General features: G+C 38.0%; 27 protein-coding genes. 13 read left to right on the forward strand and 14 right to left on the reverse strand.

The features are described 5' to 3' along the window. The first annotated feature begins 337 nt into the window (after positions 1–337). Positions 338–511 carry an SNARE domain-containing protein gene (locus ACE199_RS18845; RefSeq protein ID WP_375351134.1) on the forward strand — a complete coding sequence of 58 codons (174 nt, stop codon included), beginning with the start codon at positions 338–340 and terminating at the stop codon, positions 509–511. A 38-nt stretch (positions 512–549) separates the two neighbouring features. Here ACE199_RS18845 and ACE199_RS18850 read toward each other — a convergent pair whose 3' ends face one another. Further along, the gene (locus ACE199_RS18850) at positions 550–747 is read right to left on the reverse strand and encodes a cold-shock protein (protein ID WP_110928937.1); all 198 of its coding nucleotides are present in this window, start codon (positions 745–747) and stop codon (positions 550–552) included. A gap of 206 nt (positions 748–953) precedes the next feature. Beyond that, positions 954–1,433 (reverse strand): hypothetical protein, encoded by a 480-nt coding sequence (locus ACE199_RS18855; protein WP_252293123.1) that lies wholly within the window; start codon positions 1,431–1,433, stop codon positions 954–956. A gap of 188 nt (positions 1,434–1,621) precedes the next feature. Here ACE199_RS18855 and spx point away from each other — a divergent pair, with 188 nt between their 5' ends. Continuing rightward, entirely contained in the window at positions 1,622–2,017 is a 396-nt protein-coding gene (spx, locus tag ACE199_RS18860) for a transcriptional regulator Spx (protein WP_375351135.1), read from the forward strand. 43 nt (positions 2,018–2,060) lie between these two features. Here the strand turns inward: spx and ACE199_RS18865 are convergent, their stop codons facing one another. From ACE199_RS18865 to ACE199_RS18875, 3 genes are all read right to left on the reverse strand, one after another. Next, the gene (locus tag ACE199_RS18865) at positions 2,061–3,494 is read right to left on the reverse strand and encodes a HAMP domain-containing sensor histidine kinase (protein ID WP_375351136.1); all 1,434 of its coding nucleotides are present in this window, start codon (positions 3,492–3,494) and stop codon (positions 2,061–2,063) included. Then, positions 3,478–4,173, reverse strand: a complete 696-nt coding sequence (locus ACE199_RS18870) for a response regulator transcription factor (protein ID WP_375351137.1) — start codon at positions 4,171–4,173, stop codon at positions 3,478–3,480. Before ACE199_RS18870 ends, ACE199_RS18865 begins: the two co-directional genes overlap by 17 nt. A gap of 263 nt (positions 4,174–4,436) precedes the next feature. Continuing rightward, positions 4,437–4,580, reverse strand: a complete 144-nt coding sequence (locus ACE199_RS18875) for a hypothetical protein (RefSeq protein WP_375351138.1) — start codon at positions 4,578–4,580, stop codon at positions 4,437–4,439. Between the two features lie 159 nt (positions 4,581–4,739). Here ACE199_RS18875 and ACE199_RS18880 point away from each other — a divergent pair, with 159 nt between their 5' ends. Beyond that, positions 4,740–4,859 carry a YjcZ family sporulation protein gene (locus ACE199_RS18880; RefSeq protein ID WP_375351139.1) on the forward strand — a complete coding sequence of 40 codons (120 nt, stop codon included), beginning with the start codon at positions 4,740–4,742 and terminating at the stop codon, positions 4,857–4,859. Positions 4,860–4,882: 23 nt separating this feature from the next. On the opposite strand, the gene ACE199_RS18885 is transcribed toward ACE199_RS18880, so the two are convergent. Further along, complete coding sequence (locus tag ACE199_RS18885; RefSeq protein WP_252289050.1) at positions 4,883–5,479, reverse strand: DedA family protein; 597 nt, start codon at positions 5,477–5,479, stop codon at positions 4,883–4,885. Between the two features lie 295 nt (positions 5,480–5,774). Between ACE199_RS18885 and ACE199_RS18890 the strand changes: the two genes are divergently transcribed. From ACE199_RS18890 to ACE199_RS18900, 3 genes are read left to right on the forward strand one after another with little or no spacing between them, the layout of a single operon-like run. Then, positions 5,775–7,310: a spore germination protein gene (locus ACE199_RS18890; RefSeq protein ID WP_375351140.1), complete on the forward strand. Its 1,536-nt coding sequence runs from the start codon at positions 5,775–5,777 to the stop codon at positions 7,308–7,310. Continuing rightward, positions 7,307–8,407, forward strand: coding sequence for a GerAB/ArcD/ProY family transporter (locus tag ACE199_RS18895; RefSeq protein ID WP_375351141.1), 1,101 nt, complete (start codon positions 7,307–7,309; stop codon positions 8,405–8,407). Before ACE199_RS18890 ends, ACE199_RS18895 begins: the two co-directional genes overlap by 4 nt. Next, entirely contained in the window at positions 8,404–9,519 is a 1,116-nt protein-coding gene (locus ACE199_RS18900; RefSeq protein ID WP_375351142.1) for a Ger(x)C family spore germination protein, read from the forward strand. The genes ACE199_RS18895 and ACE199_RS18900 overlap by 4 nt, the downstream gene beginning before the upstream one ends. Positions 9,520–9,875: 356 nt before the next feature. On the opposite strand, the gene ACE199_RS18905 is transcribed toward ACE199_RS18900, so the two are convergent. The 4 genes from ACE199_RS18905 to ACE199_RS18920 form a co-directional block, all read right to left on the reverse strand. Then, the gene (locus ACE199_RS18905; protein WP_375351143.1) at positions 9,876–11,258 is read right to left on the reverse strand and encodes an allantoinase; all 1,383 of its coding nucleotides are present in this window, start codon (positions 11,256–11,258) and stop codon (positions 9,876–9,878) included. 4 nt (positions 11,259–11,262) lie between these two features. After that, complete coding sequence (locus tag ACE199_RS18910) at positions 11,263–12,516, reverse strand: pyridoxal-phosphate-dependent aminotransferase family protein (RefSeq protein ID WP_375351144.1); 1,254 nt, start codon at positions 12,514–12,516, stop codon at positions 11,263–11,265. Positions 12,517–12,531: 15 nt separating this feature from the next. Then, complete coding sequence (allC, locus tag ACE199_RS18915) at positions 12,532–13,776, reverse strand: allantoate deiminase (protein WP_375351145.1); 1,245 nt, start codon at positions 13,774–13,776, stop codon at positions 12,532–12,534. Positions 13,777–13,998: 222 nt separating this feature from the next. After that, complete coding sequence (locus ACE199_RS18920; RefSeq protein ID WP_375351146.1) at positions 13,999–15,051, reverse strand: aromatic ring-hydroxylating dioxygenase subunit alpha; 1,053 nt, start codon at positions 15,049–15,051, stop codon at positions 13,999–14,001. Positions 15,052–15,254: 203 nt separating this feature from the next. Between ACE199_RS18920 and ACE199_RS18925 the strand changes: the two genes are divergently transcribed. The 4 genes from ACE199_RS18925 to uraH all read left to right on the forward strand — a co-directional run bounded on the left by ACE199_RS18925 (position 15,255) and on the right by uraH (position 19,310). Beyond that, positions 15,255–16,871 carry a PucR family transcriptional regulator gene (locus ACE199_RS18925; RefSeq protein ID WP_375351147.1) on the forward strand — a complete coding sequence of 539 codons (1,617 nt, stop codon included), beginning with the start codon at positions 15,255–15,257 and terminating at the stop codon, positions 16,869–16,871. A 196-nt stretch (positions 16,872–17,067) separates the two neighbouring features. Next, positions 17,068–18,390, forward strand: a complete 1,323-nt coding sequence (locus ACE199_RS18930; protein ID WP_375351148.1) for a nucleobase:cation symporter-2 family protein — start codon at positions 17,068–17,070, stop codon at positions 18,388–18,390. 15 nt (positions 18,391–18,405) lie between these two features. Then, positions 18,406–18,954: a 2-oxo-4-hydroxy-4-carboxy-5-ureidoimidazoline decarboxylase gene (gene uraD, locus ACE199_RS18935; RefSeq protein ID WP_375351149.1), complete on the forward strand. Its 549-nt coding sequence runs from the start codon at positions 18,406–18,408 to the stop codon at positions 18,952–18,954. Beyond that, positions 18,951–19,310 carry a hydroxyisourate hydrolase gene (gene uraH, locus ACE199_RS18940; RefSeq protein ID WP_375351150.1) on the forward strand — a complete coding sequence of 120 codons (360 nt, stop codon included), beginning with the start codon at positions 18,951–18,953 and terminating at the stop codon, positions 19,308–19,310. The genes uraD and uraH overlap by 4 nt, the downstream gene beginning before the upstream one ends. 125 nt (positions 19,311–19,435) lie before the next feature. Here the strand turns inward: uraH and ACE199_RS18945 are convergent, their stop codons facing one another. Both ACE199_RS18945 and ggt read right to left on the reverse strand, forming a co-directional pair. Further along, a complete protein-coding gene (locus ACE199_RS18945) occupies positions 19,436–20,341 on the reverse strand; it encodes a hypothetical protein (RefSeq protein WP_375351151.1) in 906 nt (301 codons plus the stop codon). A 260-nt stretch (positions 20,342–20,601) separates the two neighbouring features. Then, on the reverse strand, positions 20,602–22,176 hold the full coding sequence (gene ggt, locus ACE199_RS18950) for a gamma-glutamyltransferase (protein ID WP_375351152.1): 1,575 nt from the start codon (positions 22,174–22,176) through the stop codon (positions 20,602–20,604). A 221-nt stretch (positions 22,177–22,397) separates the two neighbouring features. Here ggt and chrB point away from each other — a divergent pair, with 221 nt between their 5' ends. Both chrB and chrA read left to right on the forward strand, forming a co-directional pair. Beyond that, positions 22,398–22,994, forward strand: a complete 597-nt coding sequence (gene chrB / locus ACE199_RS18955) for a chromate efflux transporter ChrB (protein ID WP_375351153.1) — start codon at positions 22,398–22,400, stop codon at positions 22,992–22,994. Beyond that, positions 22,991–23,530, forward strand: coding sequence for a chromate efflux transporter ChrA (chrA, locus tag ACE199_RS18960; RefSeq protein WP_375351154.1), 540 nt, complete (start codon positions 22,991–22,993; stop codon positions 23,528–23,530). Before chrB ends, chrA begins: the two co-directional genes overlap by 4 nt. A 303-nt stretch (positions 23,531–23,833) precedes the next feature. Here the strand turns inward: chrA and chrS are convergent, their stop codons facing one another. Both chrS and ACE199_RS18970 read right to left on the reverse strand, forming a co-directional pair. Further along, positions 23,834–24,307, reverse strand: a complete 474-nt coding sequence (gene chrS, locus ACE199_RS18965; protein ID WP_180319817.1) for a chromate efflux transcriptional regulator ChrS — start codon at positions 24,305–24,307, stop codon at positions 23,834–23,836. Between the two features lie 450 nt (positions 24,308–24,757). After that, positions 24,758–25,702, reverse strand: coding sequence for a DMT family transporter (locus ACE199_RS18970; RefSeq protein ID WP_375351155.1), 945 nt, complete (start codon positions 25,700–25,702; stop codon positions 24,758–24,760). 125 nt (positions 25,703–25,827) lie between these two features. Here ACE199_RS18970 and ACE199_RS18975 point away from each other — a divergent pair, with 125 nt between their 5' ends. Next, a complete protein-coding gene (locus tag ACE199_RS18975) occupies positions 25,828–26,718 on the forward strand; it encodes a LysR family transcriptional regulator (RefSeq protein WP_375351156.1) in 891 nt (296 codons plus the stop codon). Positions 26,719–26,808 lie beyond the last annotated feature (90 nt).

Consider the following 26,808-nt stretch of genomic DNA (forward strand, 5'->3'; position numbering starts at 1 on the left):
GTTGTTTAAATTCTTGTGTAAATGTTCTCCGCTCTCTTTTGGTCATGGTAGGTTCTCCTCGTTTATATTAACTGTAGTCTACTTGACCTTAAAATTTCTGTCCAACTAAGTGTAGCCTATCCATAGACTTATCCAAAGAAAGCTTAATATAATAAGAAAGCCAAATAATTTTTTCACTATTTGCTATTCCTCTCTAATTTTAAACATTATAACTTTCATAGTTTACTATGAGGAATAGCTATAAAAACAGAGGTACTTTTTAGGTATTTTCCATAAAACACTCTCCGTTACTCCATTTATTGGTATAATATATTGACGAAAGGCAGGGGATTGTAAGATGCACTTTAATATTGGAGATATTATTTTTCAAGTAGTCTTCCTTATTTCTCTCGTAGTACCGATTGTTCTTATTATCCTATTTATTACATATCTTACAAAGCAACGGCAGCAAACAAATAGAATCGAAGAAAAGCTAGATCAGCTATTAAAGGACAAGAATAGCACAAAATAAAAAGACTCCGATAAACGGAGTCTTTTCTTAGCGTTCAATTATTTTTGAACGTTAGCAGCTTGTGGTCCACGAGCGCCTTGCTCGATTTCGAAAGTCACGTCTTGACCTTCTTCAAGAGTTTTGAAACCTTCACCTTGGATAGCTGAGAAGTGTACGAATACGTCGTCTTGACCTTCAACTTCGATGAAACCGAAACCTTTTTCTGCGTTAAACCATTTTACTTTACCTTGTACCATTGTAGTGCCTCCCATTTGGAAAAAATCCATTTTATTACTATTCTTGATTCTGGATAATGTCTCAAGAGGAAACCTATAACGGTACTTCCTTCTATCAATCTTATTCCGAACAAAAATAATTATCTATAGTATATCATGCAGATGCTTAAAAAAACAAGGTTATCCCTTAATAATTCAACGACAAATTCCGCCAAAATCCCACGAATTTAGCTCTTTTTTTTACGAAATCCCTCTTCCAATAAGTAACGTTCTGCTTCAATCGGTGATTCAAAACATTCCTCAAGATTCACTCCTGCATATATATTCCAGAGTAAATCTTCTTGAGCAAGCGTTAACTCTTGCTTTTCCGGCCCTATCCAAACGCCTTCAAGATCAGCAAATTCGTCCACCATTTCTTCCGCTTCGTCAAAGTGCGATAAATAAGCGATGCTGTCTTCTACTACTGTTCGAAGCTCTTCCTCTGAATATTCACGGATATTAACCATCCCTTTTTTATCGGTCATGTTAGGAGATAAATGACCTGCATAAACAAATCCATTACCGTTTGGATGTAAATGCTGCACTACAACTTTTCTATCATACACACTTTCTTCAAAGTGAAAATTAACACGTCCTAATGACACATCTTTTCTTTGTAGCTGTGGAAAAGATTCAATAATAGCTAATTTTTCTGCAAACGTTAACAAACACTCATCCTCATTTCCTCTAAATCATGTTGTACATTGTACCACAATCGCCTTTAGTATATTCGAAAAAAAAAAGAATTTTATTCTTGACATACTGCTGACACATAACAAGGTTAAAGTAAATGTATCATCATCCAATACAATAACTCACTTAAATAGAGAAGAAAATATAAAGGAGTCGATGTGAAATGGTTACAATTTATACTACTCCAAGCAGTTTGGCTTGTCGTAAAGCGAAAGCCTGGCTTCAAAAAAACGACATTATTTATACAGAACGCAACTTATTCTCACAACCTCTTTCTGTCAAAGAAATTAAAGCTATTTTACAAAAAACAGAAGGTGGAACAGATGAAATCATCTCGACACGTTCTAAAAAATTTAAGAACTTAAAAATGGATATCAATAGTATCCCTTTAAATGAGCTGTGTGAATTAATTCAACAAAATCCTGACCTTCTTCGCCGCCCTATTATTTTTGATGAAAAAAACCTACATGCAGGGTACAACGAAGAAGAAATGGGCCGCTTTCTTCCTAGAAAAGCTCGCCACCTTCAATTATGGCAAGCAATCAGTCAATTAGTATAACAACAAAAAGCCTTTTCCTTAGTTTTGGAAAAGGCTTTTTATATTATGCCTGGCTGTCTTTTTCAATATATAAAGTGAAAGTCGTTCCCTGCTCACTGCTTTCTTTTAAAACGAGGTCACCATTTTGTGCTTTAGCCAGCATTCTGCTAAACGGAAGCCCTAATCCTAAACCGCGAATTTTCAATTTTTTATTTTCCCCGCGATAAAATGGTTCAAATATAAAGTCCTGTTCATGTTTAGGTATCCCTCTTCCATCATCTTGAATATCAATACCGATTAAAGCTTCGTCCGCTTCATATACAAGCAGGCTAATACTTCCTTTACCTTCTATTGCTTGTTTAGCATTATTCAACAAATTAATCATAATTTGCTGCATTCTTAATGAATCGATTCGCCCGAATAGAACTTCATCAGGAAGATGAACAACTAATTCAATATGTTGTTCTTCCTGCGTAACCTTCCAACGATGGGAAATTTCCTGAATAAATTGATTCATATTTTCTTTTTCTACTTGCATTTTAAAAGAGCCTGAAGACATTGCATTATAATCCAGCAAATCTTCAATCATTCGTTGCAAACGCTGCGTTTCTTTTAAAGATATATCTAAAAATTCCTTTCTTTCCTCCCCTGTCACGACATCATCTTTTACAGCCTGAATAAGTCCACTTATAGAAGTTACGGGGGTTTTTAAATCATGGGTCACCCCAGCAAGCATTTCAGCTCTCATTTTATCACTTTGTTTCAATCGACTTGTCATCGCCTTAAATGACTCCACCAATTCATAAATCTCTTCTTCACGGGCTTCTTCTTCTTTTAAGTTAGTATCATAATTTCCTTTGCGTACTTGAACGGCAGCATTCGCAACATTTTGAATAGGGCGTGATATTTTTCGTGAAAGAACATAAATGACACTACAGCCTAATACAAGTACTGCCCCCATCATCATCGCCAACCAGCCGTGATCTTGGTTTACTTCCTTCAACGCCCCTTCTTCTTGAGCGATTACGACCCATCCTTTTGTCTCATAGTCAAAATTAATTGGAGACTTAATCACATATAATTGACTATCTTCCTTTATTTCAACTCTTTGCATGATATCCTTACTATCCATAATGATAGACGGAAGCTGCCTGTCCTCAGGCTTAATGTATAATTGCGGCATCGTATAAATAATATTACCGTCCACATCCACAATATAAATAATAGGCTGTTGATCCAAATGAAGAATTTTTTCCCGTTCTTCAATAATTTCAGCCAACATTGGTCCAACAACAATTTGTCCATTATCCTTAATCGCACGATCGGCTGTTTCATCTGCTAAATACTTAAGCAGGCTTAAACGATATTCCAGTGCTGTTTTTTCCATCCACCATAAAGAAAAAAGCGATAAAATAAGCACACCTGTCATCAAAGTAATAATATATCTAGTAGTCCAATATCGTAATAATGTCGTCCGTTTTTTAACTTTGATAGACACTTAACTGATACCCCAATCCACGCAACGTTTTAATTTCCCCTTCTGACTCAGGCCACTCTTCAAGCGCCTTCCTTAGACGTTTAATCGCCAAGTCAACCGCTCGATCGCTTCCGCCGTAATCCATTCCCCAAACATGTTCAATCAACTGCTCCCTTGTAAAAATTTGATTAGGATGCTTCGCAAAGAAAAGAAACAACGACAAATCGCGTGGAGTTAAATTGACTTCCTTATTGTCTAGCTCTACAGTATAGGCCTGAAAGTCTACACGTAATCTTCCAAACTTACGAATATGCTCTTCACCTTCATCCGTAACAAAACGGGGCGACCGACGCAATACCGCTTGTACCCTTGCAACAACTTCATCCGCTACAAACGGTTTAGCAATATAATCATCCGCCCCCGATTGAAAGCCAGATAATCGATAATCTACATCCGTTAAGGCTGTTAACATAATCACTGGACATGCACTTTCCTCACGAATTTCAGTAAGGATGTCCCAGCCCTCTTTTCCCGGCAACATGACATCTAATAACACAAGATCCGGCTGAATATCCGTAAATACAGACATTGCTTTAAGCCCATCATATACTTGAATTACTTCAAACCCCGCACGCTGTAAATAGGCTTTCAACACCATAGAAATGGCGATTTCATCTTCCACCACTAATATCTTTTTCATACTAATCGGACGCCCCCTCTCCCTAGATTATAATCAATTGACAAAACAAGCGCCATTGAAGGTAACAGCTCCTGACAGACATAGCTTTAGCATACTTTAGAAATGTGTCAAGAACATGTTGACTGTCCCCCTTTAAAATAGGCTTTGTTAACTAATATTGCTGATTATACAATTGAGGGCGTTTCATGGGGGCAGAACGAAAATGAGCCAAGCATCAACAGAGCCTTAAAGTAAAAAAGAGCTTAGCCAGCTCTTTTTCTCATTTACATGGAAGTTTCATCCTCAGCACGAGCCGTATCATCTACAATAGCTCTCAGGTCTTTTTCAAATAATTCATCACTGCAAACAAAACTATGCTGGTCTAAGGGTTCTTCCTTTTTCTGTAAAGTCAGATTCTTTTCTTTCATAAGTTAAGCCTCCGTTCTTTATTTGAGACTTATTTTATCCAAACTGTTAAATCCTATGAGAAGGATGAAAAGTCCGCCCATTTTTCTCAATACAATAAACAATGCAGCCTAGTTGGCATAGTATGAATGTATTCTAGGCTTCAAAGGAGGAATGCACAAATGGGTGGTCATGTTGATGGAGGCTGTGGTGGACACAGCTCTGGCTTTGCATTGCTAGTTGTTTTATTTATTTTGTTAATTATTATTGGTGCTAGTTGGGGATTTGGCGGCTGCTTCTAAGAAAAACAAAAAGGTGCCTCTTGTTAGGCACCTTTCTGTTTATTTTTTCTCGCTTTCACAATAAGCCAAACAACAAACAAGAAAATCGGAATTAATAAATAGTTTGCATATTGAGAGAAAATTTCACCAGCCTGCTCCCAACGCGGTCCAAGTTTATACCCTAAATAGACATAAGCTGCGGTTACGGGCAGCATAGCAAAAAAAGTATATACACAAAACTTCCATACGCTCATCTTCATGATGCCGCATGGCAATGAAATCGCAGTCCGAATCCCTGGAACAAAGCGCCCAAAAAAGGCGATGCTTGCACCATACTTATCAAAAAAGCGATCCGCTTTATCGATTTGTTCTTCCTTAATTAAAAAATACTTTCCATACTTCTTAACAAGCGGGCGCCCTCCATATCTTCCTAACGCATAAAGCGTCAAAGGACCAAGTACCCCCCCGATAGTTCCAAAGAGAATAACGACATATAAGTTCATATCGCCTTGATACACCCAGTATCCTGCAAGAGGCAGCACCAACTCAGCCGGCACAAATTCAAAACATAAAGCGAGCATAACGCCAAAATAAGATAATGATTTAAACGCTTCAATCATACTAAGAATGATGTCTTCCATATTGTTTGTCCTTTCACATACATAAAAGAAGGAGCCCCTATTTGAATATCTAGGCACGCCCCCGCTTACCGTCCTTACATTTCTATTAACTCGTTATATCGTATAATATCGCAAATAGAAGAGTCAATCTTTTGTTACCTCTATTTTAACATAAGGAACTATACCATATAACACGGTTAACCAGCACTATCCTTATTACGGTTATGACATAATGTGCTTTTAAAAAGAAAACAAATGCATGATTTTCCAACCTAAGATACAAACTAAATCATCATAATATTAGGTGGAATCCTTAATGCTATTTTTTCGAAGATACAATCAGAAACCCAGTTCTTCTCAACAACTTAATAATAGCCTCCACCAAGGTCTGATAAGCTCCGAATTAATGGACAATATTGCAGAAGTTCATTCCATTTTTTGCGATGCACCAGATCTCATTGTGAGGTATTTAGTGATAAAACAAACACAGAGCCAAGCAGCACTAGTTTATTTGAGTGGAATAACCGATAGTACAACAATTTTTGATCATGTGCTGAACCCACTTTTATTTGAGGATGGCAAGAATAATAGTGAATCTGATTTAAGAATATCACTTGGTCACATCAAAGAAACGAATACGTGGCCACAAATTGAGAGCGCGATTTTAAATGGTGAATGCGTCTTGTTTGTAGATAAACGTACAGAAGCCTATATATATGATACGACTAATTTTCCTAAAAGACCTATTGAAGATACACCAATAGAATCTTCCCTAACTGGACCACATGTTGGATTTACCGAGACCGGAAATGATAATGTTGCGCTAATTCGTAATCAGATTCGCAACCGGGAACTGAAAATAAAAGAAATGACTGTTGGTGAAAGGGGGAAATTGAAGCTATCTATCTTGTATCTAGCAGATGTCGCGAATCCAGAAGTGTTGAAGGAGCTTGAGGAACGAATACAGAAAGTGGATGTCGATAGCATTATAAACGCGGGTGTACTTGCAGAATACATTGAAGATCATCCATACTCTCCTTTTCCGCAACTATTACTGACAGAACGTCCTGATTTTGCGGCTTCAGAGATTTTACAAGGAAGAATCGCAACAGTGGTAGACCGATCACCGAATGTAATAATCGGACCCGTAACATTTGATTCCTTCTTCAAAACCATAGATGATTATAGCTCCCGCTGGATGGTCGCTTCTTTTATTCGTCTAATGAGATATTTCGGTTTTTTTATGGCCATATTTCTACCTGCTACATATATCGCCATTATTTCCTTTCATTTTGAAGTCATCCCTTTAAAGCTGCTATTGTCCTTAGGCGCATCAAGAGAACGGATTCCCTTTCCTCCTTATATTGAAGCATTTATTATGGAGCTTACTTTAGAAATGCTAAGGGAGGCGGGGATCCGACTTCCAACTAAAATTGGACAAACGGTAGGGATTGTTGGCGGTATTGTCATTGGTCAAGCGGCTGTAGATGCAGGAATTGTAAGTAATATCATGGTGATTGTTGTAGCTTTGACAGCCGTGGCCTCTTTTATTATTCCCAATTATGAAATGGGTTCAGCCATTCGAATCATCCGGTTCCCAATGATGATACTTGCTTCGTTGTTCGGATTTGTGGGACTTACGGTTGGTTTAATGATCTTACTAGGACATTTCATTGCGCTTGAATCTTTAGGAACTCCGTACGGCAGTCCAATTGCACCTTTACGATTTCCAGATTGGAAGGACGTATTTATTCGATTTCCACAGTGGTCAATCAATAAGCGCCCTTTAAGCACAAAAGCCATTCAAATGATAAAAGCAAATTCCAATCGTCCAAAGGATGACGAGCAATGATGATAAACATAAACAATAAAATTACATTGATGCAATTTATTTTATTGATTCACGGAGTGCAAATGGGGGTTGGCGTATTAACCCTGCCACGTGAATTAGCTCAAAAAGCAGGGACAGATGGCTGGATAGTCATTATCATTTCTTGGTTTCTTGCGACAATGTCTAGTTTAATCATTATCCAAATTATGAAGAAATACCCGAATGGAACAATCCTTGATCTTTTAACCCATTATTTCGGAAAATGGATTGGAAGGGCAGCTACTATCATATTTGCATTGTATTTTGCTTTATTGGCTAATGTTGTTTTTATTAGAGAGGCTCTCTTTATCCAAGCATGGATTTTACCCCGTACCGAGGTATACGTATTAATTTTGCTGTTATCAATTCCTAGCTATCAAATCGCTCGGAAAAACATCAATATATTAGGCAGGTATTCTGAACTCATTTTTTTCATGACATTGTGGACGATTATCATTTATTTAATTCCTTTACAATATGCCCATTGGCTTCATTTATTTCCGGTTCTTAAGGAAGGGTGGTTACCAATTATCACCACTGTAAAAACGGCCATTTTTTCTTTTTTAGGTTTTGAAATAGTATTTTTTCTCTATCCTTTTTTACAAAAGAAGGAGAAAGCCTCTATAGGAGTTGTTATTGCTAATACACTTTCGTTGCTCGCATTCTTAATGGTCACTATAGGAGCCTTTGTCTTTTATAGTCCTGATGAAATTACCATATATAATGAACCTACAATCGAGATGTTAAAGGTTCTTGAATTTAAATTTATCGAAAGACTGGAAATTGTATTTTTTTCTTTTTATTTATTTGTGATGTCTACAACGGTCCTGCCATTCATGTTTATGACAGTATTTTGTACAAGTCAGTTGGTTGGAAAACAAGATCATAGTAGACATTTAGCCTGGTTTTTGCTAATTGAATTTGCAGTTGTTGTGTTATTTCCTCCTAGTTTTGATGGAAATACCCACCTTCAGCAAGTAACCGAACAAGCTGGAATGATTCTTGCGTTTGCTTTTCCTTTATGTTTATGGGGATATGTCTGGGTGCACGGGCTTTTTAAAAGGAGGACAATTAAATGAAACGCATGTGTCTTGCCATTCTTTTCATTTTTCTTATCGCGATACTTTCAAGCTGTGGAAGACATGTCCCACTAGAGGATTTAACGATTTCCTTGATACTTGGTGTTGATCTCGATGATCAAAATAATCTAATCATTTCTGAATCAAGTCCAGTCTTTAATAAAGATGCCAAAAAAAATATTGAAACCTACGAATTAAAGGCAGAATCAATACGGGGATCTAGGAAATATTTTGATGCTTTGGCAACAGGAGAGGTCACTGCTGCGAAAATTCAAGTATTACTGTTAGGAAAACGAGTACTAGAACATGAAGATTGGTTTTCTATCTTGGATACGGTATATCGGAATCCTACCTTTTCCATAAATACAAGAGTCATTGTAGTTGATGGTCCTGTATCTGACGTTATTTTTTATAACCCAGCAGATAAACCACAATTAGCTTTGCATTTGAAGGAAACCATCGATAAAAACAATGAGAGATCAAGAACTGTAAATAATACTCTTCAGGTGCTCCATAGACAAATGTACGAGAAGGGATTGACTTCTTCAATTTCGGAAATAAAAAAAGAAAAAAATCTTGAATTCGTTGGAGTGTCATTGTTGAATGAGAATGGAAAGTATGTTGACACTCTTGGTATTCAAGATTCGTCACTCCTGCTTATCTTAAAGGAGGAACAGAAGCAAGAATTAACCCTTACCATTCCGATGAAATCGTTGGATGACAAGGGAGGAATCTTTAATAAGAACGAGTTAAGTATAGATGTTAATCGGGTTAAATCCAAAGTAAAGACCAAATACGACCAGCATAAATTTCATTTCAACTATAAGATTCATATGACCGTAACTATTGTAGAACAATTATTTCCTGTAGGTAAGGTAAAAGAAAAAGAACTGGAGAAGATGATTGAGAAAGAATTAAACTCTCGATTTGTGGGTCTTATTAAGAAAATCCAAGAAAATAAAATTGATCCAATCGGACTCGGACTTTATGCGAGAGCCTATCAATATGAACAATATAAAAAAGTTGAGGAGCATTGGGGTGAAGCTCTTGCGGAATCAAACATTAATGTTTCCGTAGACATAGACATAAAATCGATGGGTGCCATAAAGTGATTTCTTACAAGTTTAATGGTTAAGGCGTGCGATAAATACAATGGGGAACATTCATAAATTCTCTCACATAAGTGTCTATGATTGTAAAATGTTCGAAGACTTTATGACAAAGTGTTCTACATATGAACATTCTCAGTCTTTTAAAATACCAGCCATGTTACCTGAACTAGTGCGGCTTTGAAGTAAAGTTTAATCAAAAAGCGCATGACACAAAAAAGTATCATGCATTTTTGCAACTCAATAGCAGCATATACGAATACCGGTCAATGGATGATGAAAGCTTTCTACATACATATCAATTAAATGCTAGCGAATATGAAGAGTTTCTAACTTTTTTCATATACGGAAGTTTCACTTTATTTAAAAATAATAGCCGGCTCTTCTTTTCGCTTGTTCTTCATCCATTTTCCTTTATATTTACTAAAGCCTCCTCTATGATACACAACACGTCCACGATTCATTGTGGCGACGACTGTACAAGGAAATGTATGACCGTTATAAATCGTTTGCTTATGCTTCGCAAAGAATCGATCCTCTGTCACCATAAACGGCTCCTTCAAGGAAACAATGGCAAAATCAGCATCCATTCCGACCTGTATGCTCCCTTTCGTAGCTGATAATCCAAATCTTTTTGCAGGAGCAGCAGCGGTTACTTCAGCTATTTTGAAAAAAGGAATATCATGCTCGATTGCCAATTGAATGACAGACAGCAATGAAAATTGGCCGCCGCTAATTCCTCCCCAAGCTTCAAAAAAACTATGAACCGCTGGATCCTTCAATTCATACGGACAAGGTGAATGATCGGAAGAAATCATATCAAATTTGCCTTCTTTAAATAATTCGATAAGCTTTTCTTGTTCAGATTGAGATCGTAACGGTGGTGCACATTTTGCAACTGGTCCTTTTTCTACAACAGCCTCATCACTAAACAGTAAATAGTGCGGACAAGTTTCTACTGTAACATTAAGCCCTCGTTTTTTCGCCTGCTCAATTTTTTCAACAGCCGCCGCACTGCTAATGTGAACAAAATGGAGCGGGCATCCCGTTAATTCTGCATACGTTAATGCTCGTTCTACCGCCTCTACTTCCGCAAGCACCGGTCTTGCAGCAGCATAGTCCTTTGCACTGATTAGCCCTGCCTGAACTTTTTCTGCTTGTAACCAGCTTGTGATTGCCTCACTTTCAGCATGCAATGCCAATACTTTGCCTAATGAAGCAATCGTCTTCATCCCGTTCAATAAGGTTAGATCGTCCACTCGTTCAAACTCTTCATTACCAGACGCTGAAAGAAAGGCTTTAAACCCTACTACTCCGGACTCCGCAAGCTCTCTTAAATCCGCAATATTTCCTGGGACAAGTCCGCCCCATAATCCAAAATCAATAGATGATTTTCGAGCAGCCATATCCGCTTTCTCAAGCAATGCTTCTTTATGGACCGTTGAAGGAATCCCATTCAGCGGCATATCGAAATACGTTGTACAGCCTCCTGCTGCCATCATTTGCGATCCCGTTTCAAATCCTTCCCAATGCGCACGTCCCGGCTCACTGAAATGAACATGAACATCAATCATCCCTGGAAAAACATATTGACCATCTGCTCGCCATTCCGCTGCAGCCTCTCCAACAAGATGATCGGCAATCTCAACAATCACTCCATCTTTCACCGCAATATTCGTTCGTTTAACTTCCGTCGGTAACACAACTAAGCCATCACGGATAATTAGATCGTATGTCTCCATACTCTTACTCCTCCTTCACAGGCTCTTTCACTTCCGCCATGTAAACATTAAGAGCGGCTTGTAACGCTTCTCCTCGCTTCACTTCAAAACCGTGACGCAATAACACCGCCTCTAAAGCACCTAGCACAAACAAAACATTTTCCTTTCGACAGCTATAACCCATCGTTCCAATTCTCCAAATCTTTCCTTGAAGCGGTCCAAATGAAGACGCAATTTCAATCCCAAATTGATTTAATAACATACTGCGTACGGATTCCCCGTCTATGCCTGAAGGAATTTCGATACACGTGACACAAGGCAGCTTATGTTTGCGACTTCCGAACAAGGTTAACCCCATTGCTTCTAGACCAGCAACTAATGCCGCTTCATGAAAGGCATGACGCTCAAATCTCTCTTCTAGCCCTTCTTCCAAAACGAGACGTAATCCCTCTCGAAGCGCGTACAACATTGAGGTTGCTTCTGTATGATGATTCAAGCGGCGCGGTCCCCAATAATCTTGAAGCATACTTAAATCAAAATAATTACTTTTAATCGGTATACCCTTTCGAACTTGTTGTAAGTCCTCCGCTGTCGCAATCCCGCGCTCTACTTTTTTTCTTTCTGACAGAATTTTCTCAATTCTATCGTTATACGTAATCGGTGCCATACCAGAGGGTACCGATAAACATTTTTGAGTACCGCCAATCATAGCATCAATACACCATTCATCTACTTTAATATCTGTACCGCCAATTGAAGCAACCGCATCAACGACTAGAAGAACATCTAGCTCTCGACACGCCTGACCAATCTCCTTCAATGGCTGCATGCACCCTGTTGACGTTTCCCCATGAACTAGCGCCACGATCTTCGGTGAAACTTTTTTAATTTCCTCAATAACCTCTTCCGGTTCAAATACTTCTCCCCAAGGACATTCTATCGTGTGTACTTCAGCACCATAACGTTCGCAAATCTCGACAAACAAATGACCAAACCGACCGAAAATCGGTACTAATACACGATCTCCCGGTTCAATAATGCTGCAAAGAACCGCTTCGTTTCCTGACCTTGATGTCCCATCTACTGGAAATGCCCAACGATTATTCGTTTGAAAAAGTTGGCGAAGCATCTCCATAACCTCATTCATGATGTTTGTAAAAGCAGGATCAAATTGTCCTAATATAGGTGTGCTCATTGCTCGTAGCACTCGTGGATCAACTTCAACTGGCCCCGGCGTCATAATCGTTCTTAGCGGGGTATGTAGTTCAGAATATTTCATGATTGTCAGCTCCCTTTAATACGCTAATTTATATAATATTTCACTTAAAATCTCGATTCCTGTTTCTAAATCTTCAACGCTCGTAAACTCTCTTGGAGAATGGCTAATTCCATTATGACTAGGAATAAAAATCAGGTTCGTTGGACAAAAACTTCCAAATACTTGCGAATCATGTCCAGCGCCGCTTATCATATTTTGATAGGAAATCTGGTGTGTATCAGCCAATTGCTGAATTACTGTATTCATTTCACGATTCAATTCAACAGGCTTTACATCCATCCATTTCGAAATCGTGATGGTCATACCTGCTTTCTCTACTTTTTCTTCCATATATGCAAAGAGTTCTTGGCAATATCGCTGTAACACTTCTTCTTGATGATGACGAATATCTAGACTAAATTCAATTTCTCCAGCAACTACATTCGGAACATTCGGCTTAACCACTATCTTCCCAACGGTTGCTACTAAATGCGAATCGATTTCTTGTGCACGCTTTGTTAAAAAAGTAATAAGCTCCGAAGCAACACTGACAGCATCTTTTCTAAAATACATCGGTGTTGTTCCAGCATGGTTACTTTCACCAACAATCGTGACCGTAAAACGACGTTGACCAACAATATGACTTACAATGCCTAATGATTTCTTATTCTTCTCTAACACAATACCTTGTTCGATATGAACTTCAACAAATCGTTCAATATCCTGACGTTTAGGTGATTGATAATTCTCCGGAGGAAAACCCGCTTCCCTCATAGCATCAAGAAATGAAATCCCTTCTGAATCCTTTACGACTCGTACTTGATCCAGACTGTATGCACCCTGAATGTTTCTTGAACCCCAAAATGTTAATGGAAAACGACTGCCTTCTTCTTCGCATAAAGACACGACCTCAATTGTTTTTTTCGGTGTTCCATACCTAGCTTTCAATCTTTTTACAGCTAGTAAACTGGCAATAACCCCGTAAGCCCCATCATATTTTCCACCATCAACAACCGTGTCAATATGAGAGCCTGTTAAGATTGCTTTACCATCTGATTCAGTTCCGTCTAATCGACCGAATAAATTCCCTACACTATCAAAATATGCATCGAGTCCAATCGATTTCATTTCTGCTTTTAATGCTTGTTGTGCTTGAACCCATGCTTTCGAATATAGTAAACGAGTGACGCCTCCATTTGCTGTAGCTCCAAAGGAAGCCAGCCATTCAATCATTGAGACAACATTGTTTTTCCCTGAAATAGTTTCTAGCGGTATCGCCATCACAATCCTTCCCTTCAACTGTTCTGTAGTTGACTACTATTTTACGTTTTAGCATCGCAGGCTTCATTAGCAAATATGTGCGAATTTGTTTATCTTTTTGTGCAATCTAACCAACGCTAAAGCTGAATTGTATAAAGCGATTAATTAGCGATATCGTTTAGCATAGCCGAGGTTACAAAGAAGAGCGTGCCTACAGATTATAGGACACCCTCTTCATACAAATTAACTCGTATAATTCTCCCCTAATCCCATTTGTCTCAGAATTTGACGATAATTAATCGATGTTTTATCTGCTGCAATATGAGCCTCCGCTTGCAGGTCTAAAGGTAACTCTTCGGGCTTTTGATTTTCCACCATTTCACGGTCTTCATTAAAAATTTGCAAATTAAACTCGTACGTATCTTCAATCGGTGCATCTTTATCGAAATTTCTTGCCATTGGGGAAAACATGCGCGTTTGACGGGCAGAAACAGGACTTGCACAATTTAAAATAAACAACTTCCCGTTATTCGGAAAATGAACAGTCAAACGAGCAGCAAAAGGAGGATATACATCAAACACTCGTAACCATTTAAAACCGGGCGGCTCTAAATGTTGTTGACTCTTGCCATAATTGCTAACCGTACTTACATACTCGACATGCAAACCATAATCTGTTTTATCTACTTTGTAGCTTGGAACAAATGCATTATTTCGGTCAGCAAAGCTTTTCGAATGAACCCAAGCAAAGTGGGCCACATCCAAAAATCCTTCCATTTGACGACCAGCAGATCCTGCAATATCAATAAACGGCGGTAAAATATTCAAATATTCTTCATCATCCCACGCCTCAAGCGGCGGAATATTCTCTTCCTCTCCAGCTAGCGAAGTCCATACTAACCCATAGCGCTCTACAGTCGGATAAATGGTGATACAAAGACGCGGAGAGATTTTCGCATCAGGATGAGCTGGAATAGATGTACAATTTCCTTCAGGTCCATAACGAAATCCGTGATAAGGACAAACGATGTCATCTCCTTCCACCCACCCCATACTAAGTGGAACACCACGATGAAGACATAAATCGCGCGCGACAATAATCTTTCCATTCGCCCGATATAACACAAGATGAACATCTAATAACTTAATACCGATTGGCTTTTCCGTCACTTCTTCAATCGTCGCCACCGGATACCAATATTGAGATAAAACGGTCCAATCTTCCGCACTAAATGTACACTGTTTCGGCATTGGAGTGACTCTTTTTTTCTTTTTTATCGCCATAGATTCATTCATCCGTATTCGCTTCCTTTCATGCTACTTTTTTAAATAGTAGCAAAAATTGTAACAAAAATCATTCTTATATGTTATATTTCCTTACATATATTGATATTTTGTAACCTTTCACAATCGAAAAAGTTCATTTTAGAAGATATGCCAAAGGAATTGTATGATAATATAAAAGAAATTTTATTGTTAGCACACTAAGGAGGTTCGTTATGAAGATTGCCGAATTATTGCAAATTCCCAACTTAGCCAACACAAATCTAATCGCCGGATCAGCAGGAATGGAACGCGAAGTTTTTACCGTCAATATGATGGATGCACCCGATATCATCCCTTATCTCAAACCAAACGAGCTGCTCGTCACAACAGCCTATCATTTAAAAGACCACCCAGATGCCCTTCTCGAGCTTGTTGAGGCTATGGCTGAACAAAACTGTGCTGGACTTGGCATTAAAACAAAACGCTTCGTTCAGGAGGTACCTGAAAAAGTTATCGAGACAGCTAATCAATTAGCCTTTCCTATCATAGAGCTCCCATTGGAACAATCACTCGGCGAAATTGTCAATCACTCCCTCCATGCAATCCTTAATCAAAGAGCCAATGAATTAACATATGTCATGGAAACACATAAACAATTCACTAATTTAATCATGGACGGAAAAGGGATTCCAAAATTATTAGACCGTTTATCAGAAATGATTGGCTTTCCTATCGTATTAATTAACCAATACCTAAAACCAACTTCACAGCCAAACTCAAACTCCAAGCCTCTCACCATCATCAAGCATTTACTAACAGAAGGGTTTAGTTTTTCCATCTCAAAGACAACGTTCCTTTCTTTTTCCGTTCTCTTTAACCAGCAAACCTATTCCGTCTTTCCTATCTATACAAGTGGTAAAAATTTTGGTTATTTAGCTATTTTAGGAGAAATCAAAGGGTCCGACCACCTTACTACACTAACAATCGAACAAGCTACCAATGTCATTTCTTTTGCCCTTATGCAAGAACATACACTCAAACAACATGAACGTAGTGTTCGCAATGATTTTTTCACTCATTTTCTAGAAGATGCTTTCTCATCCCAGGAGGAAATTACAAATCGCGCAAAAGAATTTTCCATACAAGTGAACAAACCGTACATATGCTTAGTCGGCAAATTAGATGAAACAAACATAAACACTAGTTATAGCGAGCTCCAACAAAAAATAGATACGATTTTTGAATTCATTGAAGAAGAGTTGTTCGATTCAACGATTTCCATTCACTTTTTTTCAAAAGGAAAGCTATGCATTCTGTTATATGAAGGAGAAGAAGTTTCAAGTGACACGATGGACTTCATTACCGAACTATTGAGCGAGCTTCAAACGAAGATTTCCACACACTTTGAAACAACGATTTCATTCGGGGTTAGTAACTTTAGTCAAAATTTCTTTCATATAAAAAACGCCTTCATAGAAGCAAAGAGCGCTCTAAAAGAAGGCAGTCTTTCACGAAAAACGCAATATATTAGCTTTTACCGAACAAAAGACATTATCGAATTATTGCGCGCTATTCCTCAAGAAGATCTTAAAAACTTCTATACTTACACATTGCAAGGATTTACTACAACGAATAAAGAGGAAGAGAATATTCTGTTGCAAACCATGTCTGTTTATTTAGAAACGCACTGTCAAATCTCGGAGACAGCTAAACGTCTATATGTACATCGAAATACAGTCATATACCGGTTAGAGAAATGCGAAGATTTATTAGGAAAAAGTTTAAAAGATGCCGATACAACCCTTCAAATCCGAATTGCTCTGCGAATTAAAACATTATTAAATCTATAGGAGAGACTTTTGAGTTAGATTTTTCTAACTTAGAAGTCTTTCTTTTTTATCCCACACTTAGACAAAATGCCTAGATAACTAGATGAATATTGTCTATATTATCTAATGACAATTTTCAGAATATTTATTAGTATGTAAATATCAATAACATTTTATGTTAATAAAAGTAACATTTATTTCAGGAAGGAGTTTTATTATGGGTGATCAAATCGGAAAAACAAAAACGCTTTCACTCGGGCTTCAACATATACTTGCTATGTATGCTGGTGCTGTTCTTGTCCCATTAATTGTTGGCGGAACACTAGGATTTAATGCACAGCAGCTATCTTATCTAATCGCTATTGATTTATTAACGTGCGGAATTGCCACTTTACTTCAAACATGGAAAAACAAATTTTTCGGCATTGGATTACCTGTTGTATTAGGCACTTCCTTCGTTGCTGTTACACCGATGATTTCAGTTGGTATAAACTACGGAATCACCGCTATATACGGAGCTATTATCGCAGCCGGACTATTCATCATTCTCTGCTCAAACATCTTAGGTAAACTGATTAAATTATTTCCGCCTGTTGTAACAGGTACAGTAGTCATGATTATCGGACTTTCACTCATCCCTACAGGTATTAAAAATATGGCTGGCGGACCAAACAGCTCTACTTTTGGATCAGCCGAAAATTTAATTCTTTCCCTCGGTGTTTTAACAATCATCTTATTAATCAATCGTTTCTTCACAGGCTTCATTCGTTCCATTTCCGTTTTAATCGGTATTATCATTGGAACAATTGCCTATGCATTCACAGGTAAGGTTGATTTAACTCCTGTTCGCGAAGCATCTTGGTTCCACTTACCAATGCCCTTTTACTTTGGTGTCCCGACATTCGAGGTTATTCCTGTCCTAACAATGATTATCGTTGGAATCGTCATTATCGTGGAATCTACCGGCGCTTTCCTTGCACTTGGAAAAATTACGGGTCGAGAGCTTTCTGAACAAGATCTCGTTCGCGGCTATCGAGCGGAAGGGCTTGCCTTCACATTAGGAGGTCTTTTCAACGCTTTCCCCTACAGTACTTTCGCTCAAAACGTCGGACTTGTTCAATTATCAGGCATTAAAACACGAAATGTTACAATCGCCGCTGGATTTCTTCTAATCGGGCTTGGTTTAGTTCCAAAAATCGCAGCATTAGCAACAATCATCCCAACCCCTGTACTCGGCGGCGCAACGGTTGTCATGTTCGGAATGGTTGTTTCATCCGGTATTAGAATGCTGAATAATGTAGATTTTTCCGATAACAACAACTTACTGATTATCGCTTGCTCAATCTCACTAGGTCTTGGTGCAACAGTAGTTCCTGAATTATTCTCCAGCCTTCCGGAAGGATTAAAAATCATTGTCGGAGATGGTATCATTACGGGGAGCTTAGCAGCGATTTTAATCAATTTACTTCTCTCTAAAACAAAAACAAAGCAGGCAGATCCTGTCTCTCAACAAGTCGAATTATCATCTAAAATTTCTTAAAAGGAGCTACCATATATGTTAACTCTCGAAACCGTCAATCAAACAAGCCGGGAGGAGTTCGTCCAACTGTTCGGCGATTTATTTGAACATTCAGCTTGGATTGCTGAAAAAGCATATGATGCCAAACCATTCTCTTCTTTTCAAGAGATGCATCAACATATGGTGAGCATTGTTAAAAACGCCTCCACTGAAGAAAAGCTTACACTCATCCAAGCTCACCCTAATCTCGGCGACAAAGTGCAAATGAGCCAAGATTCTATCAATGAACAGCAAGGAGCTGGATTACAAAATCTCACTCCTGCAGAATACGAAAACTTTCTTACATTAAACCAACATTACCAATCTAAATTTGGCTTTCCATTCATCATTGCTGTTCGCGGCAAAGATAAACATCAAATTTATGAAGCGATGAACATAAGAATTGACAATCCAGCAGAAGCGGAATTCGAAACAGCATTATTACAAATTTACCAAATATCTAAACTGCGGCTACTTGAAAAAACGACTATGAAAAACGAAGCTGCAGCAGCAAACAATAATCTTATCAATAAGGAGCGCTTATGACAGGCTTAACAACACATATTCTCGATTTATCTCACGGCCAACCCGCTGCCAACGTAAAAATTGAACTGTATTATTTCGAACCAACATCAAACGAACGAAAACTTATTCGTACAGCTGTTACGAATGAAGATGGACGTTGTGACGCTCCCCTGCTTTCAGATGAGGAGGTCACAACAGGAAGCTATGAACTACTCTTTTATATTGGTGAATATTTCAGAAATAAGGAGGTAGTTTTACCAGATCCTCCTTTTCTAGAACAAATCCCAGTCCGGTTCGGAATCTCCAATCCTGCGTCCCACTATCACGTACCCCTGCTTGTTTCTCCTTGGGGATATCAAGTGTATCGTGGAAGCTAAAAAAATGCCTGTCTCATTATAGAGATAGGCATTTTTTGAGGGGAATTTTCCCTACATAATAAATTGTTCTAAATAAAAAATACACCAATAATGCTTCATTTTGAGCAAATCTTTATGTCTATCTTTTATTTATACATATAAAAATATTTATCTGAAACAATATATAATTTGTCTTTATACAACTTTCCATCCCAAATAGATTGCTCACTAAGTTTAATTTCTTTCAATGTTGAATTCTTTTTGTTCAATACTTTAATGATAGCATAAGGTTTTGATACATCCCTTTTATTCAACGAAACATATATATTTTCTTTTGTAGAAACGTCTATGTCCGCACCATGATAGTCGCCAAGGTCTTTTTGTGATAAATATTTTCCGCTCTTTGAAAAGGTAAAGAGCACAGAATGTGAAGAGCTTTCCTTACCTGCTTTTGTGCCAGTAATACTATAATTGGCAAGGATGTATACAGTAGACCCTTGTGATTCAGCTGTATAATATGAATAATAACTAGCTCCTTTTCCGTACTTTTTCTCAAACCCTTTTTTATCTTTAATAAAAGCAGGAAGCTTCGTTTTTTCTAATGTTTGTACAATTTTTTTAGAAGGTTCCCTATCCCAGTTTTCCATATTCGGCTTAACAATTGTTAGATTTTTGAGTGCCTTATCTGAGTATTTAATAGAGGAAATTTTTTTTCCTTGTTCATTGATTTCTATTATGTTCTTCATATTCTCGTCAAGCACGTATAAAGTGTCCTTTTTCGAAACCCCATGAAATTCACGAAGTTCTGTACTCCAAACCTTTTTCCCTTTAGGGCTTAAGATAATCATTTTGGCATAACCCGTTCCAGTACCCATAATATAAAACGCTGAACCATTTTTGGTTACATGATATATCCATTTTTCCGGCAATGAAGATTCACCAACTTTGTATGTCCACTGTTTTGTCAACGTAAATTTGCTGGCTGCAAAAGTAGTTGAGGTAAAAGTGAATACTAATAAAAATGATAAGATACATATGAAATAACGCTTCATATTAAACCTCCTTTGATAAAATAGTATGATGTGCATATAAGGAAAAACCCAGAAAACATTATAGGTAATTATAACTAACTTTAATACAATAAAGCAATAAAATAGATCTAAGTCACCGAATGATTCGATGGCTTAGATCTTGAAGTATTTATGGTCATTAAATTATAAGAAAAGGCTATTATTTTAATTTGGATAAGAGGTTATTTTACAAGTCTCACAAGACTAGTTGTCTATATTTATACGTATAAACAATTCTTCTTTTAAGACCCAATTGCAGCGCCATCGCCCCTTGGATCGACTCCACCTTGAAGGAAATTATGCTCATCAATTCGAATGGCTTGAGCGTGCCCCATGATGCCATCGAATTCTTCAACTACTTCTACGAGATGTCCTTTGTTCTTTAACGTTTGAATGGCATCGGCTGCTACTCGACTTTCGATTTTTAAAGCCTCACTATCTTCTCCCCACGTTCTTCCCCAAACAAAGCGCGGCTCACTAATAGCCTGTTGCGGGTCCATTCCGTAATCAATCATCCGAGTAATAATCGCGGTTTGTGTTTGCGGCTGTCCTTCCCCGCCTTGCGTTCCGTACAAAATACGAGGCTCTCCATTTTGACAAGCAATAGCCGGCATTAATGTATGAAACGAACGCTTAGCAGACTCCAACGTATTTACATGGTGCGGATCCAACGAGAAGAAGGAACCGCGGTTTTGTAAAAGAACACCCGTATTCCCCGCAACAACCCCTGAACCAAATTCAAAATATAAACTTTGAATAAACGACACCGCATTTCCATCACCATCAACGACTGCGGCATAAGCTGTATCACTTCCAAGCGAAGGACTCGTCAATGGCTTCGCATCCGTTTGAATCGCATCCGCTAGTTTAGACGCGTATTGCTTACTTAATAATTTTTCAAGCGGGATATCAAAAAACTCCGGATCTGTTAATACCTGATTTCGATCACGAAAACCTGATTTTAAAGCCTCCACAAGTAAATGATAATATTCGGCTGATCCATGTTTGATTTCTTGTAACTGAAAGTTCTCAAGAATATTTAATGCCATCAAACCAACAAATCCTTGAGAGTTAGGCGGCACTTGATAAATCGTATAACCGCGATAATCTGTTGAAATAGGCTCTACCCAATTGCCACGGTGAGCGGCAAAATCATCTATTGTAAGCAATCCGCCTTGTTCTTTTAAAAAGGAAACAATCTCTTCTGCTAGTTCACCTTTATAAAAAGCATCTCGTCCTTTTTCTGCAAGCAACGCTAATGTAGTAGCTAAATCCTTTTGAATAAATCGCTCACCAGCTTGCGGAATCTTTCCATTTGGCATATAAATATCCGCAGTAACTGGGGTTTTCGCAATCCACTCTTGATTCTTCTCTGTATAGACAACTTGATTTTTTGTAATGGGGAAGCCCTTTTCTGCATACTCGATTGCAGGCTGTAATACTTCAGCTAATGTCATCGTTCCATACTCTTGTAAAATAGCATCCCAGCTATCTAGCATTCCAGGTACTGTAATGGCACTGCGAACTCCGCGAAACGGAATGCTCGTCTCATTCTTATAAGCTTCTCTTGTCACACCCATTCCAGATCTTCCACTGCCATTATAACCGCGAATTTCCCCTTCACTTTTCTTATACGTTAACCAAAAAGAGTCACCGCCTAATCCCGTCATATGCGGATAAACTACCGCAAGACAAGCACTCACTGCAATCGCAGCGTCAAAAGCATTTCCTCCTTTTTCTAACATTTGATTCCCTGCCATTGAGGCTAAATAATGAGGACTAACAACCATGCTTTTTGTACCAACAATAGATTTCATCTTCTTCCCTCCTGTAATTTATTAACTATTCAGTAAATTTATTATACCTCTTTTTAACAACAATTTGTTGATTCATTCATCATTTTTTATTTCTTTTTTTATATATAATCCCTATTTTTATTTCACTTCGTAACTTTTTAAAAAACTTTATATACTTTTGGAAATATTTTTTGTTATTATAAATACAAATAGTTTAGAAGATTCAGTAAGGAGGAACCCATATGGGAAATCGGTATAAAGAATTAACAGTAGGCATGATGCGCAGCGGAATTTTAGGATTCGGCGGTGGACCTTCCGTTATTCCCTTAATTCGCCATGAAGCGGTTACCCGTTATCAATGGCTGGATGATGATGAATTCGGTGAAACGCTAGCGATTGCCAATACATTACCTGGACCAATCGCAACCAAAATGGCTGCTTACTTAGGCTATGTAACAAAAGGATGGACTGGAGCACTTGTAAGCGTATGTGCACATATTTTACCAACTTGTTTTGCGATGGTATTTTTAGCCGCTTTTATAAGCGTATTGAGCAGTTCTGCCGTTGTAGCGAGCATGATTGCAGCTGTGATGCCCGTTGTTGCTGTAATGCTTGGACAGATGGCGTATGAATTCGGTGAAAAAGCAGTAAAAGGGCTGGGTATCATCCTTGGTATTGTCTTCTTTGCTCTTTCTTTTATCCTTCTGCAAGTTGTTTCTTTACACCCAGGCATTGTTATTATGATTTTCCTTGCCTACGGAACGGTTCATTTTAAGTTCAAAAGTAAATTCGCATCAAAACGCCATTCTAATGATAAGAAGGAGGAATCTGCCTCATGATTTGGTTTCCCATCTTTTTAGCCTTTTTCATCGCCAATATTCTTGGATATGGCGGCGGTCCTGCATCGATTCCACTCATGTACGACCAAATTGTTACCCGTTATGGCTGGCTCAACAATACGGAATTTTCAAATATGCTGGCACTCGGTAATGCTCTTCCGGGACCTATCGCTACGAAAATCGCCGCCTTTGTTGGATATGAAGTATACGGATGGCCAGGGTTTATTATGGCGTTAATCGGTACAGTTGTCCCTTCAGCGGTTGCACTCATTTTATTACTAAAAATCATTCGACGTTATCGTCACTCCCTTGTCTTCAAAGGGGTATCGCTGCTCGCCCAACCTGTCATTGCCATTATGATGCTTCTTATTACTGTAACGATAGCAACCGATGCTGTTCATTCAATCGGCTACGTACACTCACTCATTATTGCGCTTTTTGCCTTTCTAGCATTAGGGAAATTCAAGATCCATCCGGCATTTGTCATTATTCTTGCCTTTATGTATGGTGGAATTATTATCCCATGGACGTCATAATCCACCTTAAACAGGTGGATTATTTGATTTTTGGCTTAGGAGGCTGCCCCAAAAGTTATGAAGGACAATCTTTAGAAATCCAGACAAGGAAATGTCCTTCAACGGAGCCATGAAGGACACATTCTAGGAATCCAGACAGGGAAATGTCCTTCAGCTGAGTCATGAAAGACAACATTCCGAAATCCAACAAGAGAAATGTCCTTCAGCCGAGTCATGAAAGACAATATTCCGAAATACTGCAAAGAATGGGACTATCCATTAGATTTTCATTGATGCTTTTTATTTTCGGGACTTAGTCAGCCCTTATAACTTCATGCCCATTCTACTTTTATAACGCTTAATTAAAATTTGACAATCTACACTGACAACGCCCTCTACAGCGTATAACTTTTCCGTTAAAAAGCGTTCCATTTCTTGATTATCACTAAAAATGCCATGCATATGTAATTTACTAGGGCCTGTCATATGATATAAGCTCGTTACAGCGGGATCTTGTTCAAGCAGCTCAGCAACAGACTCTAGAAACTTTGGTTCGACTTCTACATTAAAAAAAGCCGAAACATGAATTCCAACCTTCGTTGGATTAATAACAGTCGTGAACTTTTCAATCACACCCTTTTCCAGTAAATTATTAATTCGTGTTTGTACAGCGACACGGGATACCCCTACTTCTTTTCCTAAATCCGTATAAGAAATCCGTCCATCTTCATGTAAGATAGAAAGAATTTTTTTATCTAATTCATCGATTTTTAAATTTGGAATTTGATACTCCTCCATTTTTTCATCACCCGCTTTCTTTTCTTTTATTATCTCAAAAAAGGTCTGGAACTTAAAATATTTCTAGACCTTTCCTTGCGATATATTCACTTTGTCTCCTTCTTTCTCATTCACTTGCTCTAGTTTTATTTGCACGAAAAAAAACGGCTCATCCGCAAGCCGTTTTTTAATGCTCCTTTACTTGATATGTCTCAACAATATATTTATATTCCGCCTCATTAAAAATTCCGAGCTTTTTAAACAAAAGTGAATAGCCTATAATTTTATGTTGGATGCGGTTTGAACAAATCATCTGAACCAACTCCTTTTTTATATTCTATTCATAAATCCTAAAAAGTTTCCTTTACGCAACATATTTGTCATCACGAATATCTTATTTATCACCATACAACAAAAAACCACCAAGGGAACTTAGTGGCTCAATGTCTCCATGCATACCCCATTCTATAGCTAAGCTTCAGAACCTTCAGCTGTTTTGCTGTATCTTTTTCTCATTAGGGCTTTATTAAAATCTATCTTGGGAATTAGGATACCTATTAAGACAAGACCTGCTCCTAGATAACCTCTTTCTGCCAATACTTCACCTGCGAAAATAAAAGCAAATAATGCTGCAAAAACGGGTTCTAATGAAAATATGAGGCCTGTGTGCGTTGGTGTCGTATATTTTTGGGCTACGGTTTGACCAATAAATCCAAATGCACTGCAAATTATGCCTAATATCAAAATAGAAACCCATGATTCCGTTGTGGTAGGAAGATGCGGAGTTTCAAAAACAGATGAAAATAGCAGCCCCCACGCCCCCGTAAAGCCAAGTTGTAAGACTCCAAGCATAATAGAATCTGAATTTTTCGTTACCTTATCTGTAACAATGATGTAAACAGCATACAATAATGCACCTAAAATGATGAGGAAATCTCCAGAACTAATTGTTAATCCATTATTTAAAGTTAAAAGAGCAATACCTATTATAGAGAAGCCTACGCCAAAAACAATTCTTTTCTCAAGCTTTTCTCTAAACAAACCGGCTAATAACAAGGGAACAAAGACCACTGTAAGACTGAATAAAAATCCTGCATTTGAAGCAGACGTGGATTTTACCCCTATGGTCACAACCGAAATTGCTGAGAACAAGATGGTCCCTAATAAAAAGCCATATTTTATAGTACGAAAATCCACACGCACAAAGCGTTTATAAAATATGATTCCAGCTAAAATAAAGGCTATTCCAAACCGTAATGCGACCAAGTTAAATCCTTGAATAGATTCCAGTCCCATCTTCATAAATAAATAGGATGAACCCCAAAACATTGTGACTATCAACATGGTGAAATCTGCTTTCAATTGAGCATTTGCACCCGCTCCCTTTGTTACATCGAGCATTTTAATCCCGTTCATTTTTACCACCTGACCTAATTCTTATGTATTGATTATTAATTAGTATAAAAGTAAAATTTTAATAAGAAAAATGAATGTTTTTAAGTAATTAGATGAAAAAAATTCATGTAAGTGGAGTGAGGAATTTGTCGCTTGCTAAGTTTGAAATTTTTAGTACAGTGGTAGAATTAGGGAGCCTTACAAAGGCAGGAGAAACTCTTGGTTTAACCCAGTCCGCGGTCAGTCATGCTATCGCCAGTCTTGAATCGGAATGGGGATTTTCGCTTCTCAATAGAGGACGATCAGGTATTAATTTGACAAACAACGGGGAGCATGTCTTAAAATACATACGGGAAATTTTAAAATGGAACGAGGAAATGCTTCAAGAAATAGCTAATATCAATGGTCTAACAACCGGTAAGGTGCGTATTGGAACGTTTTCAAGTGTATCGGCTCAATGGCTGCCGGAAATTTTGAAAAATTTTCATACATATTATCCTTCTATAGAAATTAAATTGCTGGAAGGAAATTATGATGATATTGAATATTGGATATCAAATGGTATCGTTGATTTTGGTTTTGTGTCTTTACCAACTTTGCATCGCTTTGAAGTAATCCCTTTAAAAAAAGATAGAATGCTTTGCCTCCTCTATGATGAACACCCTCTTGTTCACCAAAAGGAGCTTAGTTTTAAAATGATCGAAGAGGAGCCATTAATCATGTCAAAGAAAGGGAGCGATAATGATTTAAGACGGCTCTTAGAAGAAAATAACATAACACCTAATATAAAATTTGAGCTTGCAGATGATCAAGCCATATTTTCAATGGTTCAACATGGTATGGGAATCGCTATTCTTCCTGAAATGGCTTTGTATCGCGTTCCAAAGAACGTTCGTATTCTTAACTTTGAACAAGAGAATTACCGTACTATTGGCATCGCCGCTACATCTTTTAAAAACCTTGCTCCAGCTACAAAAAAATTCATTGAATATTTGAAATCGTGGTTAAATGAGCCTGCACACCCCAATACACTTTGAAATACTAGTTGTTGAATAGAGGAGGCTGATCCACAAGTTGTGGGTCAGCCTCCTGATTTTGCACGAATAAGCAATTCTTATTCCATCCAT

It is taken from the genome of Peribacillus sp. Hz7, assembly GCF_042136355.1.
Taxonomy (GTDB): domain Bacteria; phylum Bacillota; class Bacilli; order Bacillales; family DSM-1321; genus Peribacillus; species Peribacillus asahii_A.